The organism is Pseudonocardia sp. TRM90224 (assembly GCF_021245725.1).
GTDB lineage: Bacteria > Actinomycetota > Actinomycetes > Mycobacteriales > Pseudonocardiaceae > Pseudonocardia.
Genome location: NZ_JAJGSX010000020.1, coordinates 157,254 through 175,146, shown reverse-complemented (window position 1 = coordinate 175,146; position 17,893 = coordinate 157,254). Strand labels below are relative to the sequence as shown.

The 17,893-nt window shown below is 73.3% G+C and carries 15 protein-coding genes; 6 read left to right on the top strand and 9 right to left on the bottom strand.

Translation table 11 applies throughout. The annotated features are described in order from the left end of the window. Window positions 1–91 precede the first annotated feature (91 nt). The 4 genes from LL648_RS25855 to LL648_RS25840 all read right to left on the bottom strand — a co-directional run bounded on the left by LL648_RS25855 (window position 92) and on the right by LL648_RS25840 (window position 3,430). A complete protein-coding gene (locus LL648_RS25855) occupies window positions 92–514 on the bottom strand; it encodes a DUF742 domain-containing protein (protein WP_232665313.1) in 423 nt (140 codons plus the stop codon). A gap of 57 nt (window positions 515–571) precedes the next feature. Then, window positions 572–1,267: a DUF742 domain-containing protein gene (locus tag LL648_RS25850; protein ID WP_232665312.1), complete on the bottom strand. Its 696-nt coding sequence runs from the start codon at window positions 1,265–1,267 to the stop codon at window positions 572–574. Between the two features lie 162 nt (window positions 1,268–1,429). Then, a complete protein-coding gene (locus tag LL648_RS25845) occupies window positions 1,430–2,221 on the bottom strand; it encodes an alpha/beta fold hydrolase (RefSeq protein WP_232665311.1) in 792 nt (263 codons plus the stop codon). A 27-nt stretch (window positions 2,222–2,248) separates the two neighbouring features. Continuing rightward, window positions 2,249–3,430 (bottom strand): PucR family transcriptional regulator, encoded by a 1,182-nt coding sequence (locus LL648_RS25840; RefSeq protein ID WP_232665310.1) that lies wholly within the window; start codon window positions 3,428–3,430, stop codon window positions 2,249–2,251. 101 nt (window positions 3,431–3,531) lie between these two features. Here LL648_RS25840 and LL648_RS25835 point away from each other — a divergent pair, with 101 nt between their 5' ends. The 5 genes from LL648_RS25835 to LL648_RS25815 are packed head-to-tail and all read left to right on the top strand — an operon-like array spanning window position 3,532 to window position 10,435. Beyond that, window positions 3,532–4,110 carry an urease subunit gamma gene (locus LL648_RS25835; protein ID WP_232665309.1) on the top strand — a complete coding sequence of 193 codons (579 nt, stop codon included), beginning with the start codon at window positions 3,532–3,534 and terminating at the stop codon, window positions 4,108–4,110. Continuing rightward, window positions 4,107–5,810, top strand: a complete 1,704-nt coding sequence (locus LL648_RS25830) for an urease subunit alpha (protein ID WP_232665308.1) — start codon at window positions 4,107–4,109, stop codon at window positions 5,808–5,810. The genes LL648_RS25835 and LL648_RS25830 overlap by 4 nt, the downstream gene beginning before the upstream one ends. A 2-nt stretch (window positions 5,811–5,812) precedes the next feature. Further along, window positions 5,813–7,456 (top strand): amidohydrolase, encoded by a 1,644-nt coding sequence (locus LL648_RS25825; protein WP_232665307.1) that lies wholly within the window; start codon window positions 5,813–5,815, stop codon window positions 7,454–7,456. A gap of 46 nt (window positions 7,457–7,502) precedes the next feature. Further along, complete coding sequence (locus LL648_RS25820; protein ID WP_232665306.1) at window positions 7,503–8,810, top strand: MFS transporter; 1,308 nt, start codon at window positions 7,503–7,505, stop codon at window positions 8,808–8,810. Further along, complete coding sequence (locus tag LL648_RS25815; protein ID WP_232665305.1) at window positions 8,807–10,435, top strand: thiamine pyrophosphate-dependent enzyme; 1,629 nt, start codon at window positions 8,807–8,809, stop codon at window positions 10,433–10,435. The genes LL648_RS25820 and LL648_RS25815 overlap by 4 nt, the downstream gene beginning before the upstream one ends. A 64-nt stretch (window positions 10,436–10,499) precedes the next feature. Here LL648_RS25815 and LL648_RS25810 read toward each other — a convergent pair whose 3' ends face one another. After that, window positions 10,500–11,447 carry an AsnC family transcriptional regulator gene (locus LL648_RS25810; protein ID WP_232665304.1) on the bottom strand — a complete coding sequence of 316 codons (948 nt, stop codon included), beginning with the start codon at window positions 11,445–11,447 and terminating at the stop codon, window positions 10,500–10,502. A 196-nt stretch (window positions 11,448–11,643) separates the two neighbouring features. Here LL648_RS25810 and LL648_RS25805 point away from each other — a divergent pair, with 196 nt between their 5' ends. After that, window positions 11,644–12,564 carry an NAD(P)H-binding protein gene (locus tag LL648_RS25805; RefSeq protein WP_232665303.1) on the top strand — a complete coding sequence of 307 codons (921 nt, stop codon included), beginning with the start codon at window positions 11,644–11,646 and terminating at the stop codon, window positions 12,562–12,564. Here LL648_RS25805 and LL648_RS25800 read toward each other — a convergent pair. The 4 genes from LL648_RS25800 to LL648_RS25785 form a co-directional block, all read right to left on the bottom strand. Next, on the bottom strand, window positions 12,531–13,628 hold the full coding sequence (locus LL648_RS25800; protein ID WP_232665302.1) for a malate/lactate/ureidoglycolate dehydrogenase: 1,098 nt from the start codon (window positions 13,626–13,628) through the stop codon (window positions 12,531–12,533). The genes LL648_RS25805 and LL648_RS25800 overlap by 34 nt on opposite strands. Before the next feature lie 198 nt (window positions 13,629–13,826). Next, entirely contained in the window at window positions 13,827–14,822 is a 996-nt protein-coding gene (locus tag LL648_RS25795) for a linear amide C-N hydrolase (protein WP_232665301.1), read from the bottom strand. Window positions 14,823–14,853: 31 nt separating this feature from the next. Then, window positions 14,854–17,172: a M20/M25/M40 family metallo-hydrolase gene (locus LL648_RS25790; protein ID WP_232665300.1), complete on the bottom strand. Its 2,319-nt coding sequence runs from the start codon at window positions 17,170–17,172 to the stop codon at window positions 14,854–14,856. 45 nt (window positions 17,173–17,217) lie between these two features. Beyond that, on the bottom strand, window positions 17,218–17,790 hold the full coding sequence (locus LL648_RS25785; RefSeq protein ID WP_232665299.1) for an ArsR/SmtB family transcription factor: 573 nt from the start codon (window positions 17,788–17,790) through the stop codon (window positions 17,218–17,220). Window positions 17,791–17,893: the final 103 nt, after the last annotated feature.

Below are 17,893 nucleotides of genomic sequence, written 5' to 3'. Positions count from 1 at the left end.
GATGCGTGCGCAACACACCCGTTGCCAGGAAAGCCACTTTCCTGGCACCACAGGACAGGAAAGTGGCTTTCCTGGCACCCCCGTGCGCGTCCTACAACCGGCGCAGGCCGCTCAGCACCCGTTCCAGCAGTGCGAGGTCGGGGCCCTTCTCGCCGGGCGCCGAATGCACCTCGACCAGCCCGGCCATCGCGAGGTCGCCGATCAGCACCCTGGCCACCCCGAGCGGCACCCGCATCAGCGCCGCGATCTCGGCCACCGACCGCGCCTCGCCGCAGAGCCGCACGACCTCGTCCTGCTCCATCGTCCGCGGCGGGCCGGGTGGGGCGGCCACGGCGGTCACCAGCGCCTCGATCGCCAGGTCGAACCGGGGTTTGGTCCGTCCTCCGGTGAAGACGTAGGGGCGCACGGCGAACGCGGGCTCGGGCGCTTGGTCCGCGCCCGCCGCGAAGTCGGGCGCGGCGTCCTCGCCGTAGATCATGTCCGGTTTCCCCCCGTCGCCGAATGTGCCGATCATGTCGGATATTCGGCTCGACGGCGACATGGGGCCGGATTTCGTCGGCGAATCGTTCCCTCAGAGGCGGCGCAGCCCCGACAGGACGCGTTCCAGCAGTGCCAGATCGGGACTTGCGGACGCCGCCACATGCACCCTGACCAGTCCGGCAGTTGCGAGATCACCGATCAGGACGCGTACCACCCCGAGCGGGACCCGCATCAGCGCCGCCACCTCCGCGACGGAACGGGTCTGCGCGCAAAGCCGCGTCACCTCTGCCTGCTCGGGGCCGGAGTCTTGCCGGTGCGGCGACGGCACCGTCGACACGAGCGTCTCGACGGCGAGCTCCATCCGGGCCCGCGTCCGGCCGCGGGTCAGAACGTACGGGCGGACGGCGACGGTCGGGTCGGGGCCGGACGCCGGCTCCGGTTCCGTGCCAGGCAGCGGCGGCGACGTCGCCAGCCGCACGACGATCGGCTGCGGGAGCAGGTCGGCCGCCTCCCGGGCGGGTCGGGAAGGGCGGGCCGCCCCGGCGAACCGCGCCCCGGTCGCGCCGACGGCAGGCCCCTCCGGCTCCACCACCGGCTCCGCAGGCACCTCCGAGGGCGGCGCCCCCGCGAACCGGGCCCCGACCGCAGCAGCCGGCTCGGAGGAACCAGGCTCGACCACCGCCGCCGGCTGCACCGTGCGTCGCGATCTCCCACGCGCCCGGCCGGCGCCCCCGAACCGCGCACCGGTCATCCCCACCACCGGCTCGGCGTCCGCTTCTGCATCCAACTGCGCAGCATCGTCCCGACTCGCCTCTGGACCCTGGCTCATCTCCGGTCTCCCCGTCGCCGATCGTGAGCAGCGCACGACACACTGTCGTCAGCGTGTTTCGGGGACGTTGCCCGGCGGTTCCGCCGCCATGACATCTGGTGACGATCCGATCACTAAACGTCACGCGTAGAAGGTCTCCAACAGTGGGCGCAACGCCGCTGCGTTGTTCAGCACGTTGTGGTCCTGCCCGTCGAGGGTGACGTACCGGGCACCGGGGATCTGCGCCGCAACCTCACGCGCACCGTCGCGCAGCCACTCCGGGCTCGTCCCGCCGCCGATCGCCAGGGTCGGCGCGGTGATCCCGACGTAGCGGTCGCCCCCCAGCTCGCCCCCAGGACCGACGACTGCCAGATCCTGCGGCAGCGTGTGGGCGAGCGCCGTGAACCAGCCCCAGACCGGGTCCTGCCGCATGCCGGCGACCATCTCCGGCGGCGTCGCCGCACCCTCCACGAGGAACAGCTCCACCGCGGCGTCCCGGTCGCCCGCGGCAAGCCGTTCGAGGATCCGGTCGCGCAGGTCGACCGGCCGCGCCGGACCCCCGGCAACGACGAACGGCGGCTCGTAGACCGCCAGCCGCTCGACCGGGACACCACGAGCGGCGACCTCCAGCGCGAGCACTGCACCCGACGAGTGCCCGAACAACCCCAGCGGCCCACCCACCGCGGCCGCGACAGCGGCAACGTCCTCGATCTCCCGCTCCACCGCGTACGGCGACTTTTCGTCGCTCTCACCACGCCCTCGGCGGTCGAACGCCACCGTCGTGCAGCCGGCCGCGGCCAGCTCGCCGGCCAGCACCGTCATCGTGCTGCGGTCGTTGAACGCGCCGCCGATCAGCACGACGGTCGGGCCGCTGCCTTGCCGCTCGAACGCGATGGTGGTGCCGTCTGCGGAGGTGACCATCTCCACGCTCATGGTGTCCGCTCCTTCTCGGGGGATCCGTCACCTCTCGGTCGGAGCACCGGCGGGGTTCTCGACATCGTTCTCGACACCGCTGTTGCCGGCACTTTCCAACGCCAGCAGCACGACCGCGGCATCAGTCGGCACCGTAACGTCGCGCCCCGTCAGGTCGGTGAATCGGCGCAGGCGGTTGAGCACGGTGTTGCGATGGCAGTACAAGCGGGTCGCGACCGCGCCGACCGATCCGACGCCGGCGTAGGCCCGCACGGTGGCCAGGATCCGTTCCCGCTCCCCCGCGGGTGCGGCAGCAAGTCCGCTCAGCACCGACGCCGCCAGCTCCGGCGCCGTGTCGGTGAGCCGCCCGGCCGCGAGCGGCAGCCACGCGTCCGCCAGCTCGTGCGGCCCGGTGGCGCGCGGGAGCACGTCGGCGATCTCGCACGCCAGCCGGGCCGTGCGCGGCACCGCGGCCAGCCCCCGTGCGATCGGCCCGACCCCGCACGGCACCCCGGCGAGCGCGGCGCGCACCGGCGCACCCGGCCCGCCGTCCCACCGCGCGAGCAGCACGCTGAACCGCCCCGCGGACTGCACGTGCACCATCCGCCCGTCGGCGCCCAACCGGTCGGCCGCCCGCCGCAGCTCACGCGCCGCGGCCGCGCCGGCGGCGGCGACGAGCAGGTCGGCGTCGACGTCCACGTCCAGCGCGAGCGCGGCCCGCACCACGTCGTCCGGGTCGGGGTCGTCGCTGCTGAGCAGCGCGGCCACCAGCATCGCCTGGTCGCCGAGCCGCTCGCGGGCGAGCAGCGCCGCCTCCGTCTGGTAGCTCTGCTGGATCTGCGACGTGTAGTCCTCGACCACCCCCCACACGTCCTCGACGTGCGCGACCAGCAGCTCCTCGTCGTCGGGGCCCGCCCGCTCGCGCAACGCGCTCCACAGGATCGTGAAGTCCAGCCGCACCGCCGTGAGCAGGTCGTTCAGCGGGACGCCCCGCCGCGCCCGGTCACGCCCGATCGACGGTCCGATCGCGGCCGACCGTTCGGGCACCGGGTGGCCCGCGACCCGGCGCAGCAGGTACTCGAACGTCGCGTCGGCATCGGCCTCCAGCCGGGTGGTCGGGACGAGCCCACGGCCGTAGGGCGGGATCGCGCGCACCCGGGCCACGAACGCGGTGACGAGCACGTCGGCGTCGGCCCGCAGGCGGTCGACGAGCGCCACCCAGCGATCCATGGGGCGATCCGTCGGGTGATTGTGCATCTGCACAAGGTATCGATCGGATCGCGTGACGAACACGCCTATCGTCGCCGGTCCGCAGCGCGGATAGTGTGCCGATGCATCTGACACCGCGAGAGCAGGAGCGTCTGCTGCTGCACAGCGGCGCGGAGCTCGCCCGCCGCCGGCTCGCCCGCGGTGCCCGCCTCGGCGCACCCGACGCGACCGCGCTGGTCTGCGACGAGATCTGCGAGATGGCCTGGGACGACCTGCCTTACGAGGAGGTCGTCGCGAAGGCGCGCCAGGTCGTCGGACCGGAGCAGCTCGTGCCGGGCGTCGCGTCGGCCGTGCCGTCGTTGCAGGTCGAGGCGCTGTTCCCGCACGGGAGCGTGCTCGTGCACGTCGACGCGCCGTTCGGGGCACCGGCACCGGACGGGCCCGGCGCGCTGCGCGCGGCCGAGGGCGAGATCGAGCTGGCGCCCGGTCGCGAGCGCGCCACCGCGACCCTGCGCAACACCGGCCCCCTCGCGATCTGGGTGTCGTCGCACGTCCCGCTGCACCGCCTCAACCCCGCGCTGGAGGTTCGCCTGCCGGTCGAGGGGTACTTCCGACTCGACATCGCCACCGGCACCGCGCTGCGGATCGACGCGGGCGCCGAGCGCGACGTGCAGGTGGTCCGGATGGGAGGTGCCCGGTGAACGCAACACAGCAGAACACGATGCAGCGCGCCGACTACGCCCGCCTCTACGGCGCCACCACCGGCGACCGGATCCGGCTCGCCGACACCGACCTGTGGGTCGAGATCGAGGCCGACGACACCGAGCCGGGCGAGGAGATGCTGGGCGGCTGCGGCAAGACCGCGCGGCACGGCGCGCTGGTCTCCAGCTCGGCCGACCGGGCGTCGGCACTGGACATGGTCGTGCTGGGCGTGGTGCTGATCGACCCGGTGCTCGGCGTGCGAAAGACCAACATCGGGATCAAGGAGGGGCGCGTGGTCGGGGTGGGCCGCGCAGGCAACCCCGACGTGCAGGACGGCGTGACGCTGGAGGTCGACGCGCACACTGCCATGATCACCGGCGAGGGCCTCGTGGCGACCCCGGGCATCGTCGACTCGCACGTCCACCTCTCCAACGCCGACCTCGTGCCCGCCGCGCTCTCGGCCGGGGTCACCACGATCGTCGGGATGGGCATCGGCGGCGTGTGGGACGTCGGTGCGAACCCGCGCTACAACCTGCACGCGTTGATCTCGGGCTGGGCGTCGGTGCCGGTCAACGCGGCCTTCCTGGCCCGCGGCTCGTCGACGTCGAGCGCGCTGCTGGAGGAGGCCGTACTCTCCGGGTGCGGCGGGTTCAAGGTCCACGAGGACTGGGGCGCGACCCCACCGGTGATCGACAACTGCCTCGGGGTCGCGGAGGCGGCCGACCTGCCCGTCGCGCTGCACACCGACACGCTCAACGAGTCGGGCTACCTGGGCGACACCCTCGCCGCGGTCGGCGGCCGCACCGTGCACGCGTACCACGTCGAAGGTGGCGGCGGGCACCCCGACCTGCTCTCGATCGTCGGGCAGGAGAACGTGCTGACCTCGTCCACCACCCCGACGCTGCCGCTGACTCCCTCGACGGTGGCCGAGCTCGGCCCGATGACCCTCACCGTGCATCGCGGCCACGCGCACGTGCCCAGCGACGCCGCGATCGCCGCGAGCCGCATCCGCGAGCACGCGATCTCGGCGGAGAACTGGCTGCACGACCAGGGCGCGATCAGCATCGTCAACTCCGACGCGCTCGGGATGGGCCGGGTCGCGGAGACCGCGCGGCGCACGTGGCAGCTCGCGCACGTCCAGGCGACGCTCGCCGGGGAGACCGGCCCCGATGTCGCCAACAACGCGAGGGTGCTGCGTTACCTCGCCAAGCTCACGCACAACCCGGCGGTCGCGCACGGCCTGTCCGCGCACGTCGGCTCGATCCGGCCGGGCCGGCTCGCCGACATCGTGCTCTGGAACCCGGCGTGGTTCGGCGCGCAGCCGGAGTTGGTGATCAAGTCGGGGTTCGTGGCGTGGGGCGCCGCCGGCTCCGGTTCGGGCTCGACGCGGCTCACGCAGCCGCGCCGGATGCAGCCGTTCTACGGCGGGCTGGGTGCGGCGCCGGCACGCTTGGCGCACGTGTTCGTCTCGCAGCGCTGCCTCGACGACGCCGACGCGCGCGCCGCGCTGCCCGCCGGGCGGCAGTACTCGCCGATCTCCGGCAGCCGCGGTCTCGGCTCGCGCGACATGCTGCACAACACGGCCACGCCGCGCGTCGAGGTCGAGGCCGGGCCCGTCCCGGTGCGCGCCGACGGCCACGAGATCCCGCTGCACCGCTCGCCCGAGCTGCCGCTGACCCGACTGCACCACCTGGGGTGAGGATGACCTTCGACGTCGACATGGTCGTGCGCAACGCCGCCGTCGTGACGATGGACGGCGAGCGCCCACGGGCCCGGACGCTCGCCGTGCACCACGGCCGCGTGCTCGCGCTCGACGCGGACGGGCTGCGCGGGCGTGTCGAGATCGACGCGCAGGGCGCCGCGCTCGTGCCCGGCTTCGGCGACGCGCACAACCACATGGCGTGGTTCGGGCAGGGGCTGGCCGCCATCGACCTCACCGGCCTCACCGACCTCACGTCGCTCTACGAGCGGGTGGCGCTGCGCGCGGTGACGCTCCCGGCCGATGCGCTCGTCGTCGGCACTGGGTACGACGACACGGCGATCGGCGGGCACCCGCAGCGCGCCGCGCTCGACCGCGCCGCCGGTGGGCGGCCGGTCTGGTTGCAGCACCGCTCGGGGCACGTGTGCACGGTCAACAGTCCGCTGCTGAAGCAGATCGGTGTGCTCGACGGCACCGCGGTCGTCCCGGCCGGCGGGGTGGTCGTCACCGACGACGCCGGCGAGCCGACCGGTGTGCTGGAGGAGCAGGCGCAGAGCCTCGTCGTCGGCCTCGTGGTGCCGTACCCGGCGGCGGAGCTGGCGACGGCGATCGGGCGGGCGTCGGCGGTCTACGCCGCCGAAGGCCTCACGCACGTCACCGAGTGCGGCATCGGCGGCGGTTGGATCGGCCGCTCCCCCGTCGAGCTCGCCGCGTACCAGCGGGCCCGAGACGACGGCTCGCTGACGGTGCGGGTGCAGCTCATGCCCGCCGCCGACGCGCTGCACGGATTGCGCGGGCACGCCGGCGACGACGAGCAGTTCGGCCTCGACCTCGGGGTGCGGACCGGCTTCGGCGACGACCGGCTGCGGATCGGGCCGATGAAGATCTTCCTCGACGGGTCGCTCGTGGCGCGGACCGCCGCGATGGTCGAGCCGTTTTGCGACCGGCACTCGCACGGCTACTTCCAGGACGACCCCGACACGCTGCGCGGCCGGCTGCTCGACGCGCACGCCGCTGGCTGGCGGATCGCGGCGCACGCGATCGGCGACCGCGCCGTCGACCTCGCGCTGGACTCGTTCGCCGAGGCGCAGGCGCGGCACCCGCGGCCGGACGCGCGACCGCGGATCGAGCACGCCGCCGTCACGACGCCGGCGCAGGTCGAGCGGATGGCGCAGCTGGGTGTGACGCCGGTGCCGCAGCTGCGGTTCCTCTACGAGATCGGCGACACGATGGCCGCTGCGGTCGGCGAGGAGCGGGCCGGCGGGCTCTACCGGCACGCCGCGTTCCTGCGCGCGGGCCTGCGGGTGCCGGGCAGCTCCGACCGTCCCGTCGCCACCGGTGCGCCGCTGCTGGGCATGCAGTCGATGGTGCAGCGGCGCACGTCGTCCGGCGCGGTGATCGGGCCGGACGAGCGGGTGGACGTGCTCACCGCGCTGCGCGCCTACACGCTCGACGCCGCGTGGATCGCCGGGGAGGAGCGCGAGCGCGGCAGCCTCACCCCCGGCAAGCTCGCCGACTTCGTCCTGCTCGGCGACGACATCACCGACGAGATGGCTGTGCCGGCCGACCGGATCGGATCGACCGAGGTCGTCGCGACGTTCGTCGGCGGCACCTGCACGCACGGCGGGCCGGCACTCGGTATCTAGGCCGCGCACAGGCCGCGCATCCTCCCCGAAGCGAAGGGACACGACGATGGAGCACGCAGCACGGCCGGTGACCGTCAGCGACGCCGAGGCCCGCAAGGTGGCCTTCGGCGCGTTCGTCGGTACCGCACTCGAGTGGTACGACTTCTTCCTCTTCGGCACCGCGGCGTCGCTGGTGTTCAACCGGCTCTACTTCGCCAGCAACGACCCGGTGGTCGCGACCTCCGGCGCGTTCGCGTCGTTCGCGGTCGGGTTCCTGGCCAGGCCGGTGGGCGCGGTGCTCTTCGGCCACCTCGGCGACCGCATCGGGCGCCGCAAGTGCCTCATCATCACGGTCGCGATGATCGGCTTCGTCACCGGCGCGATCGGGCTGCTCCCCGACTTCTTCTCGATCGGCGTCGCTGCGCCGATCCTGCTCACGCTGCTGCGATTGCTGCAGGGTGTAGCGGTGGGCGGGGAGTGGGGTGGCGCCGTCACGCTCGCTGTCGAGCATGCGCCGAAGGAACGCCGCGGCCGGTACGCCGTGATGCCGCAGATCGGGTCGCCGATCGGCACGCTGCTCTCCTCCGGCGCCTTCGCCGCCGTCGCGCTGCTGCCCGACGAGAGCTTCGACGCGTGGGGTTGGCGGCTGCCGTTCCTCGCCGCGTTCCCGCTGCTCGCCATCGCGGTCTGGATCCGCAGGCGGGTCGAGGAGTCGCCGCTCTTCGAACAGCTGCTGGCCGAGGACGAGCTGGCCGGCTCGCCGGTGCGCGACGTCCTCGTCGGCGCCTGGCGGCAGCTGCTGGTCGGGGCCGCCTCGACGTTCCTCGGTGTCGGCGGCTTCTACCTGATCACCACGTTCGTGATCAGCTACGGCACCGAGCACCTCGGCATGGCGAAGTCGACGCTGCTGAACGCGACGCTGGTGGCCGCGGCCGTCGAGATCGTCGTGCTGGTGATCGGCGGGCGGCTGGCCGAGCGGTACGGGCCGGGCCGGATCACGCTGATCGGCGGGCTCGCCGCGGCGGTCGTCGCGTTCCCGGCGTTCTGGCTGATCGACACGACCGACTCGCTGCTGGTGATCCTCGGGGTGACGGCCGCCGTCGCGTGCCTCTCCATCCCGTACGCGGTGTCCGGGCCGCTGCTCGCCGACCTCTTCCCGGCCAAGCTGCGCTACAGCGGCATCGCGCTCTCGGCGAACATCGCTGCGATCGTCAGCGGGTTCATGCCGCTGCTGGCCACGGCGTCGCTCACGCTCAGCGGCGGGAAGTCGTGGACGCCCGCGCTGCTGCTGATCGTCATCGCGTTGATCACCGCGAGCGCCGGGGTGCTGGCCCCGCGGCTCTCGCTCAGCACGGACGAGGTGGTGAGCAAGTGACAGCCGAAACCCGCACTGCGGGAGCCGCGATCGTCGCGCAGTTGGAAGCGCTCGGGGTGCGCCGGGCGTACGGCGTGCCGGGCGAGAGCTACCTGGAGGTGCTCGACGCGCTGCACGACAGCCCGATCGAGATGGTCGTCTGCCGGCAGGAGGGCGGCGCCGGGTTCATGGCGGTTGCCGAGGGGCGGTTGACCGGGCTGCCCGGCGTCGCGATGGTGACCCGCGGGCCGGGGGCCGCGAACGCCGCCATCGCCGTGCACACGGCGTGGCAGGACGCCACGCCGATGGTGCTGTTCGTCGGGCTCGTGCCGGTGGACGACCGCGACCGCGAGTCGTTCCAGGAGTTCTCGCTCACGGGCTGGTTCGGCTCCACCGCGAAGCGGGTGATCACCGTCGAACGGCCGGACCGGGCAGCGGCGCAGGTGGCCGAGGCGTTTGCCGTCGCCGCGGCCGGGCGACCCGGGCCGGTGGTCGTCGGCTTGCCGGAGGACGTGCTGGTCGAGCCGACGAGCGCGCCGCTCGCGGCACCCCGTCCGATCGCGGGTGGGGCGGTGTCGAGCGCGCAGCGGCAGGCGCTCGGCCGGATGCTCGAGACCGCGCAGCGCCCGCTCGTGGTGCTCGGCGGCGACCGGTGGGACGCCGCGAGCACGGCTGCGGTCACGGCGTGGGCCGAGCGGGCCGAGCTGCCGCTCGTCGCCGATTGGCGCACGCACGACGTGGTCGACCACGACAGCCCGGCGTACGTCGGATGGCTCGGCTACGGGCGCAACCCGCGACTGGCCGGCGCGTTCGACGACGCCGACCTGCTGCTCTTCGTCGGCACCGGGTACGGCGACGTGATCTCCGGCGGGTACCGGGGTGGCGCGGCCGACGCCGTGACGGTGGTCGTCGACCCCGACCCGGAGCTGCGGATCCACCAGCGCAGGGTCGACCTGCACCTGCTCGCCGACCCGTCCGCGTTCGTCGCCGAGCTGCCCGACGTCGCGAAGGAACCGGACTGGGCGAAGCAGCTGCGCGCGGCACAGCTGGAGTTCGCGACCCCGGGCGGCGAGGTCGGGCCGTACGTCGACACGAACTATGTCGACATGGACGTGGCGATGGCCCAGCTCGCTGCTCGGCTCGACCGCGACGCCGTGATCACCTACGGCGCGGGCAACCACGCGGTGTGGGCGCAGCGGTTCCTGCCGCACCACGGCGTCGGCTCGCTCGTCGCGCCGCGGAACGGGGCGATGGGCATCGGCGTGCCGGCCGCCGTCGCGGCGTCGCTGGTGCATCCCGGGCGGCAGGTCGTCTCGATCGCCGGGGACGGGTGCTTCCTGATGAACGGGCAGGAGCTGGCCACCGCTGTCGCGCGCGGCGGGCGGCCGCTGATCCTCGTGGTCGACAACGCGCAGTACGGCACGATCCGGCAGCACCAGGAGCGCGAGCACCCCGGGCGGGTCAGCGGCACCGCGCTGGTCAACCCCGACTTCGGGGCCTACGCGCGGGCCTTCGGCGCGTTCGGGGAGCGGGTGAGCAGGACGGCCGACCTGCCGGCGGCGCTGGACCGCGCGCTGGCGTCAGGCACGGCGGCGGTCCTGCACCTCGACGTGGACCCGGCGATCCTGCAACCGCGCGGCGCGTAACCGTCGACAACGACGTTCTGGCTGTTTGTGAGCGCTAACAACAGCCAAAACGTCGTTGTCGACGTCAGCGTGGGAGCGGTGCGCCGGCGCGTTTGACCGTGCGGATCACCGGGGCCGTCTCCACCGAGTGGATGCCGGGCAGCGGGCTGACGCGTTCGGTCAGGTAGCGCAGCAGGTCGGCGTTGTCGCGGCAGACGACTGCGGCCACGACGTTGGTCGGGCCCGTTGTGATGCCCACGAACGACGTCTCGGGGTGCCTGCCGAGCGCCTGCGCGACCGCCATCAGCTGTGCCGGCGCGACGGTGATCCACAACCGGGCCTCGCCGCGGTGTCCGATCGCCGCAGCCGGTAGGTCGACGTCGAGCACCAGCACCCCGTGGTGGCGCAGCAGCTCGATGCGCCGGCGGAGCGACGACTCCGACCACGCGGTGATCGCGGCCAGGTCGGCGACGGTCGTGCGGCCGTCGCGGGCGAGCACCGCGAGCAGGGCACGGTCGTGCTCGGTGAGCTGCACGGGTGCGGGCTCCGGTGCCGGCCGGCGCAGCTGATCCACCTGGTCGTCGGTGAGCTCGTCGAGCCCGCCCCAGCCCGTACCGGCACCGCCGAGCAGGGCGTGGGCGCTGACGTCCAGCACGCGGGACGTGCGCGGCAGCGTGTCCATGAGCAGGACGTCCCGTTCAGCGTCGTTGCGCGCCTGCAGGTTGCAGGAGATCTCGGTGCCGCCGGAGAGGACGTGCACCCAGTAGGTGTCGGGGCGGCGGGCCAGTGCCGCCGCGATGGCGTTCGCGGCGTCGGGCATGCAGCGGATGCGCAGCGTCCACGACGTGTAGCCGAGCAGCATCCCGTTCGCCGAACCGACCACCCGCAGCACGCCCGCCGCCCGCATCCGGCGGTAACGACGCGCGACCGTGCTCTCCGAGACCCCCAGCACGTCACCGATGAGCCGGAACGGTGCGCGGCCGTCCAGCTCCAATGCCTGCACGATCGCCCGGTCGACGGATTCCAGCACCACACGCGCCATCCTGCCGGAAACCACCAACAGACGCGCACGGCCCGAGTGCGCCTGGCCCTTCGGGCCGCCGCGGAGGTCCCGTCTGCAAGGGCAGGAAAGCCACTTTCCGGCCCTCACAGGGCAGGAAAGTGGCTTTCCTGCCCTCCCTGGGGACGCCTGGGTGCTCTGCCGGATTCCGCCAACGGGTGGCGGGCGGATGCCGGACTCCGCCCGGCTCGGCCACGCGACTCCGCGGCCGGCCGGCTGCCCGGCCATCGTCGCCGTCATGACCACCTACCTCGTCACCGGCGCCACGGGCAACGTCGGGCGGAACGTCGTCCGGCAACTCCTCAATATCCCCGGAGCCCAAGTCCGCGCCGTCAGCCGGGATCCTGGGCGCGCCGACCTGCCCGGCGCCCAGGTCGTCCGCGCCGACATCACAGACAAAGCCGACCTCGAGCCGGTCGTCGACGGCATCGACGCCGCGTTCCTCATCTGGCCGCTGCACACCGGTGCCGCGCTGCCCGGTGTGCTGGCGACCCTCGCCCGCCACACCCGGCGTGTTGTACTGCTCGGCTCCGGTGCCGTTGCCGAACTCCCCATGGAACAGCAGCGCGACCTGCTCGCCGCGACGATCCCGGAGTGGACGTTCATCCGGCCGAGTACGTTCGCCGCAAACGCGCTGTGGTGGGCGCGGCAGATCCGCGCGGGCGACACGGTCGGCGGCGCACACGGCGAACTCGCCATGGCGATGCTGCACGAAGCCGACATCGCCGCGGTCGCCGTCCGCGCGTTGACGTCCGGCCGGCACGTGGGCGAGCTGGCCCTGACCGGTCCGGCCGTGCTGAGCCAGTCGGAACAGGTCCACGTGATCGGCGAGGCGCTCGGACGCCCGCTGCGCTGGGTCGAGCTGCCGCGGCCCGCCGCGCGCCGTCGGCTCGTCGCGGACGGTGTGCCCGAGTCGTTCGCCGACACCCTCCTCGACGCCTACGCAGCGATGGCGAAGCAGCCGCGACCGCCGGTGACCAGCACGGTCGAGGAGGTGACCGGCCGGCCCGCGCGCACGTTCGCGCAGTGGGCCACCGACCATGCGGCCGCCTTTGCTCAAGCAGCGCCGACCTCCGCCGCCACCTCCTGAATCGCGGCCCACTCGGCGGGCGGGAGCGGCACCCCGTCGGCCAGCCGGGCCGCCTTCGTACGGGCTTCCTGCTCCCCCGGCAGCAGCACCTCGCCGCCGGGTTCGGTCGGCCGGGTCGAGAGCACCCACTCGACGTACTCGCGCCCGACCTGCTCGAACTCGGCCTGCGTGCCGAAGTGCCGCGGCGAGAGGTAGATCGAGAGCATCCCGTTGGAGATCCGCCCGCGCGGCCCGTCGACCGGGCCCGCGCAGCCGCCGCCGGTGAACGCGCCGGCTAGCAGCTCGCACATCAGCGCGAGGCCGGAGCCCTTGTGCCCACCGAACGCCCTGATCGCGCCGGCCCCGTTGCCGGGGGTGCGCATGTCGGTCGGCCCGTACTCGCCGTAGAGGGTGTGCGGGTCGCTCGACGCGCTGCCGTCCGGCTCGACGAGCGCGTCGGACGGGAGCGCGGGCCCGCCGAACGACGCCACCTGCACCTTGCCCTCCGCGACGAGCGACGTGGCGAAGTCCAGCACCAGCGGCCGGTCCGGCAGCGGCACCCCGACCGAGAACGGCGCCGTCGAGAAGCGCCGCTCGACCCCGCCGAACGGCGCCACCAGCGGCGAACCGGCGACGTTGACCAGGTGGATCGAGATCAGCCCCGCGGCGAGCGCGGTCTCGGCGTACGCGCCGACCCGCCCGACGTGCCCGGAGTTGCGCAGCGCCACGACGCAGATCCCGTCGCGCGACGCCCGCTCGATGCCCAGCGCGACGGCCTGCGGCGCGATCGTCTGCCCGAACCCGAACTGCCCGTCGAGCAGCGCGAACGCGCCGCCGTCCGTGACGATCTCGACGGAACGGCCGGCGCGGACGTGCCCGGCGCGCAGGAGCGAGACGTAGAACGGCACCCGCACCACACCGTGGCTGTCGTGGCCGGCGAGGTTCGCACCCACCAGCTCGACCGCGATCCGCTCGGCCTCGTCGGCCTCGCAACCCGCCGCAGCGAAGATGCCGGCTGCCGTTCGCTCCAGCTCCCCGGCCGGCACCCGTACGAGCTCCCTGCCGTCCCTGCCGTTCTCGGTCATCGCGACGTCACTCCGATCTTCTCGACGCGCACACGGTAGCCGCGCGGCGTGTTGATCAGCGTGGGTAGGCCGGCCCGGGTGTCGACCTGGATGCGTGCGTTCCGCACGCAAGGGCAGGAAAGCCACTTTCCGGCCCTCACAGGGCAGGAAAGTGGCTTTCCTGCCCTTCCCCGTGCCCTGTGTTCCTGGCTCTGCCGATCAGCGGGCGTCCCGCAACGCCACGGTGTGCACCCGCTCCCACCGCTGTCCCGTCACCAGGCGTGCGGTGCCCTGCGCCGGCTCGTACACGATCGACCAGCGCGTGTGCGGCTGCGCGACGGTGCGCAGCAGCTCCATCGGGTCCGTGCCGGCCGCCGATCCCTCGGCGAGAAGGCGATAGCGGCGGTCGGCGAGACGTTGGGCGGGCTCGGTGCCGGTCATGGCGATGTTGGTGAGGATGCGGTCGTCGACGACGTTGAGCGTGCCGCCGGAGTACTCGACCACGACGGTCCGCCCGGCGGCATCGGAGATGAGGTAGTGGATCTGCGGGCCACCGCTGAAGTCGACGGTGTATTCGCGCATGACCGCCACCGCCTCGTCGACGGTGACGGCCCGGTCGAGCATCATGCGGACGACCCGCAGGCTGCCGACGACCGGCTTGTCGGCGGTCGGCAGCGGGAGCTGCGCCTCGGGCGTCGCGGCCATGCCGACGACGAGGCCCTTCTCGTTCATCCCGTCGAACGGCACGAGAACGGCGTGGGCCAGCGCGCGCCGCGTCGCCGGGTCGGCGAGGTCAGGCCGGCCGCGCAGGCCGAGCGACGTGGTCAGGTCGACGACCGAGACCGACGCGTAGCCGCTCGGCGGGTCCGACCGGACGATCATGGCCGGCCCTGGGTCCCAGTCGAAGTTGCGGGCGAACCCGCTGGGCAACGCGATGAGCGAGCACGCCCATTCGGGCGCCTCCGCCCCGAGGTCCGGGGGCACGAGCGGGACCGTCGGCACGTAGTCGCCGTGGTAGGTCATCTCGTAGAGCGGGTGGTCGTCGAGCTGCCGCAGGCTCGCGACGGTTGCGTCGATCTCGGCGGGCGACTGGCGCAGCGGCTCGAACACCACCGCGTTCTGGGCCGGGACCGGTGCGCTCGAGACCGGCGCCGGCGCGCAGGCCCCGAGCAACACCGCGAGGAGGGCGAGAAGGACCGCTGCGCTTCGCCGCATTCGTCCAGTCTCGCCCGTCCGCGCGCCCCGCTCAGCCGTACGTTCGGGTGACGACGGTGATGTCGGAGTCGTGGTGGTGGCTGCGGACCTCGGTGGCCGGACGCTCGGCATAGCCGGGCAGGCCGGCGAGCGAGGCCGTGTAGTCCGACACAGAGAACCGCATCCCGACCGGGTCGGCCACCCGCAGCGTCACGGTCACGCCGTCGGTGGGCGGCGCGTAGATGCGCAGCTGGAACGGCCACTCCCGCTGCCTGTCGTACGTCGGCACCGCGTCGACCGCCGGCCCACCGGCCGGGGCCACCAGCACCTGCTCGACGGGCCGGTCGACGGTCAGGGAGAGCACGTCGGCGTCGCGCGGCGTGCTCACCTGCACCTCGACGAGCGTCGATCCGCCGTCCGGGTGGCTGCCGACCACCCGCAGCTCGGGCGCCGGCAACACGGCGGCCTGGGCCGGTCCGGTCCAGCGCTCGCGCGGCCGGTAAGGCAGCGACGACGACGTGTCGGGGCCTGCCTGCAGGACGTAGTCGCTCGCCCATGGCGACGGGGTCGGGTCGTCGCTCACCCAGCGGGCCGCGCCGGTGTCCGCGTCGAGCACGTACATCAGGAACGACTGCTGCGGGTGCTGCTCGTCGAACCGATCGACCCCGAACCCGGCCGCAACGAGCAGCACCGTCAGCGCCCCCGCCGTGGCGGGGACCGCCCACGACCGCCGCGCCGGCAGCAGCTCCGCCATCAGCGGGATCACCAGCAGCGTCGCCATCGCGAAGCAGAACGCACCGACCTCGGCCATCCCCATGCCGACGCCTTGCAGCAGCCCTCGCCCGTCGCTCATGAGCTGGAACACCGCGGGCGCGAGCGTCACCGCCAGCACGGCCGCCCGCCAGCGACCGGCCGCCATCGCGCCGATCGCCGCGAGCAGCGCCGGCAGGGAGAACATGAACGCGAGCGCCGGCGCAGCCAGCGCCACGAGCATGCCGAGCAACGCGATGACAGCCGGCCCGCCGACGGTCAGCGCCGCCGCGCCGACCCTCCTGCGCAGCGCGACGACCGCGGCCACGACGACCGTGATCGCGATCCCGCCGACCGCGAAGCGGTAGAGCACCGGGCGGTACGGCTCCCCGACCATCATCGCGCCGTACCCGGGCCGCAGCTGCACGAGCAGCCACCACATCGCCATGGCGGCTAGCGCGGCGAGCACGACCGCGCCGAGAGCGACCCCGAACCCGGCCAGCATCCGCGGCACACTCGCGTCGCCGCGCCTCCTGGTGAGCACGGCCAGCCCGATCACGGCGACCACGGCCAGCACCGCGATCGGCACCGCCAACGCGGTCGGGTAGCTCACGACCAGCCCGAAGTGCGTCACGAACGTCGAGTCGACATCGGAGAACAGCGTCGGAAGATCGCGCTCGCCGAGCCCGCGCGCACCCGAGAGCATGTTGTCGCCGTACTGCTGCAGCGACGCCTTGTCGAACCGCGACGTCGTGTCCAGCGACGAGTGGTAGTAGGCGCGCCCGTCGGTGAACCCGAACGTGACGCCCTCGTAGCCCCTCGTGTTGAACACGTCGAGGTCGGTGTGGTTGGGCATGAGCTGGAAGAGCGGCGGGACCAGCGAGTCGCCGAGCGGGTGGCGGATGTCGGCCAGCACCGCGCCGACGACCCCCGCGGCCCCCGTCGTGGTCTGGTACATCGCCGACGCCCCCGCGTTGCCGGGTCCGTCCCAGTTCAGCACGACGGTCGGCCGCGAGCCGTCGGGGTGTTGCCGGACGTAGGCGGAGGCGCCGAGCATCTCGGGCTCCTCGGCGTCGGTGAGCAGCAGCACGATGTCGTTGCGCGGGCGCGGCCCGGCCGCCAGCGCGCGGGCCGTCTCGACGGCGGCGGCGACCGACGACTTGTCGTCGCTGGTCCCCGGCCCGCTGAAGGTCGAGTCGTAGTGCGCGGCAACGATCAGCCGACCGGTCGGCGCGGTGCCGGGCAGCGTCGCGACGACGTTCTCCACGGGCGCCACGGACATGCTCGACCCGCCCCGCTCGCTGATGCCGGTGCCGCGTTGCACCTCGGTGCGCAGGCCGAGCGAGCTCAGCTCCGCGACCAGGAAGTCGCGGATGGCGTCGCCTTCGGCGCTGCCCACCGGCGACGGCGCGGGGCCCGCGATCCGCTCCAGCACGGGCCAGGCGCGTTCCGCGCTGAACTCGGTGGCCGGCGCCGTTGTGGGAGCGGGTGGCGGTGGCTCGTCGTGCCACCAGCCCAGCGCCGTGTAGAGGACGATCACCAGCAGGGCCAACGCTGCGGTCAGCCGGCGCCGAGGCACCGGCGGGACGGCATCGAGGGTCGCGTTTTCCGGGCGCGCCAAAGAAACCATGGGATTGCCTCCTAATTCAGATCCGAATCCGAAAGGTCAGTCGAGCGGCGGTGCGGGGTGGGCGAAGAAGCGCGCGTAGACCGTCCGCGCACCCTCCGGCCGCTGGTCAGGGCGTCGCTGGTAGCGCTTGAGCAGCGCGATGTACTCCTCGAAGAACTGCACGAGCTCCTCGCCCGTCACATCGATGGAGCCCCGGGAATGCAGAAAAGCGTCGGACCACGGGTCCGACGCTTCTGCCGTTGCTTCGTACGCGCGCGCGAAGTCCTCCAGGTCGGCCGCGAAGCCGATCCTGCTCATCTCCTCGAACGCCTGGCGCATCTCGGGGCTCTGCTCGCTGCGGCGCGGGAACCGCAGGTCGTGCCGGGCGGCCTGCCACCAGCGCTCGCGGCCGCTCGCCCGCTCCGGCACGTCCTCGACGAGCCCGCTCGCCGCCAGCTCCCGCAGGTGGTAGCTGGTGGCTCCGGTGTTGAGGTCGAGGTCACGGGCCAGCATCGCCGACGTCGCCGGCCCGCCGAGCTTGAGCCGCTCCAGGATCTGCCGCCGGCGCGGGTGGGCCAGCGTGGTGACGGCGGCCAGGTCGGCCAGGCGCGGCTCGGTCTCGTCGGGCATGCCGCCAGCCTACGGAATGCACAAAGCTCTGTGCAAGCAAAGCTGTGCACAAACTTCTGTGCAACTCTCCACCGGGCAGGCCCGCCGGGCCCCTGGAGGGCAG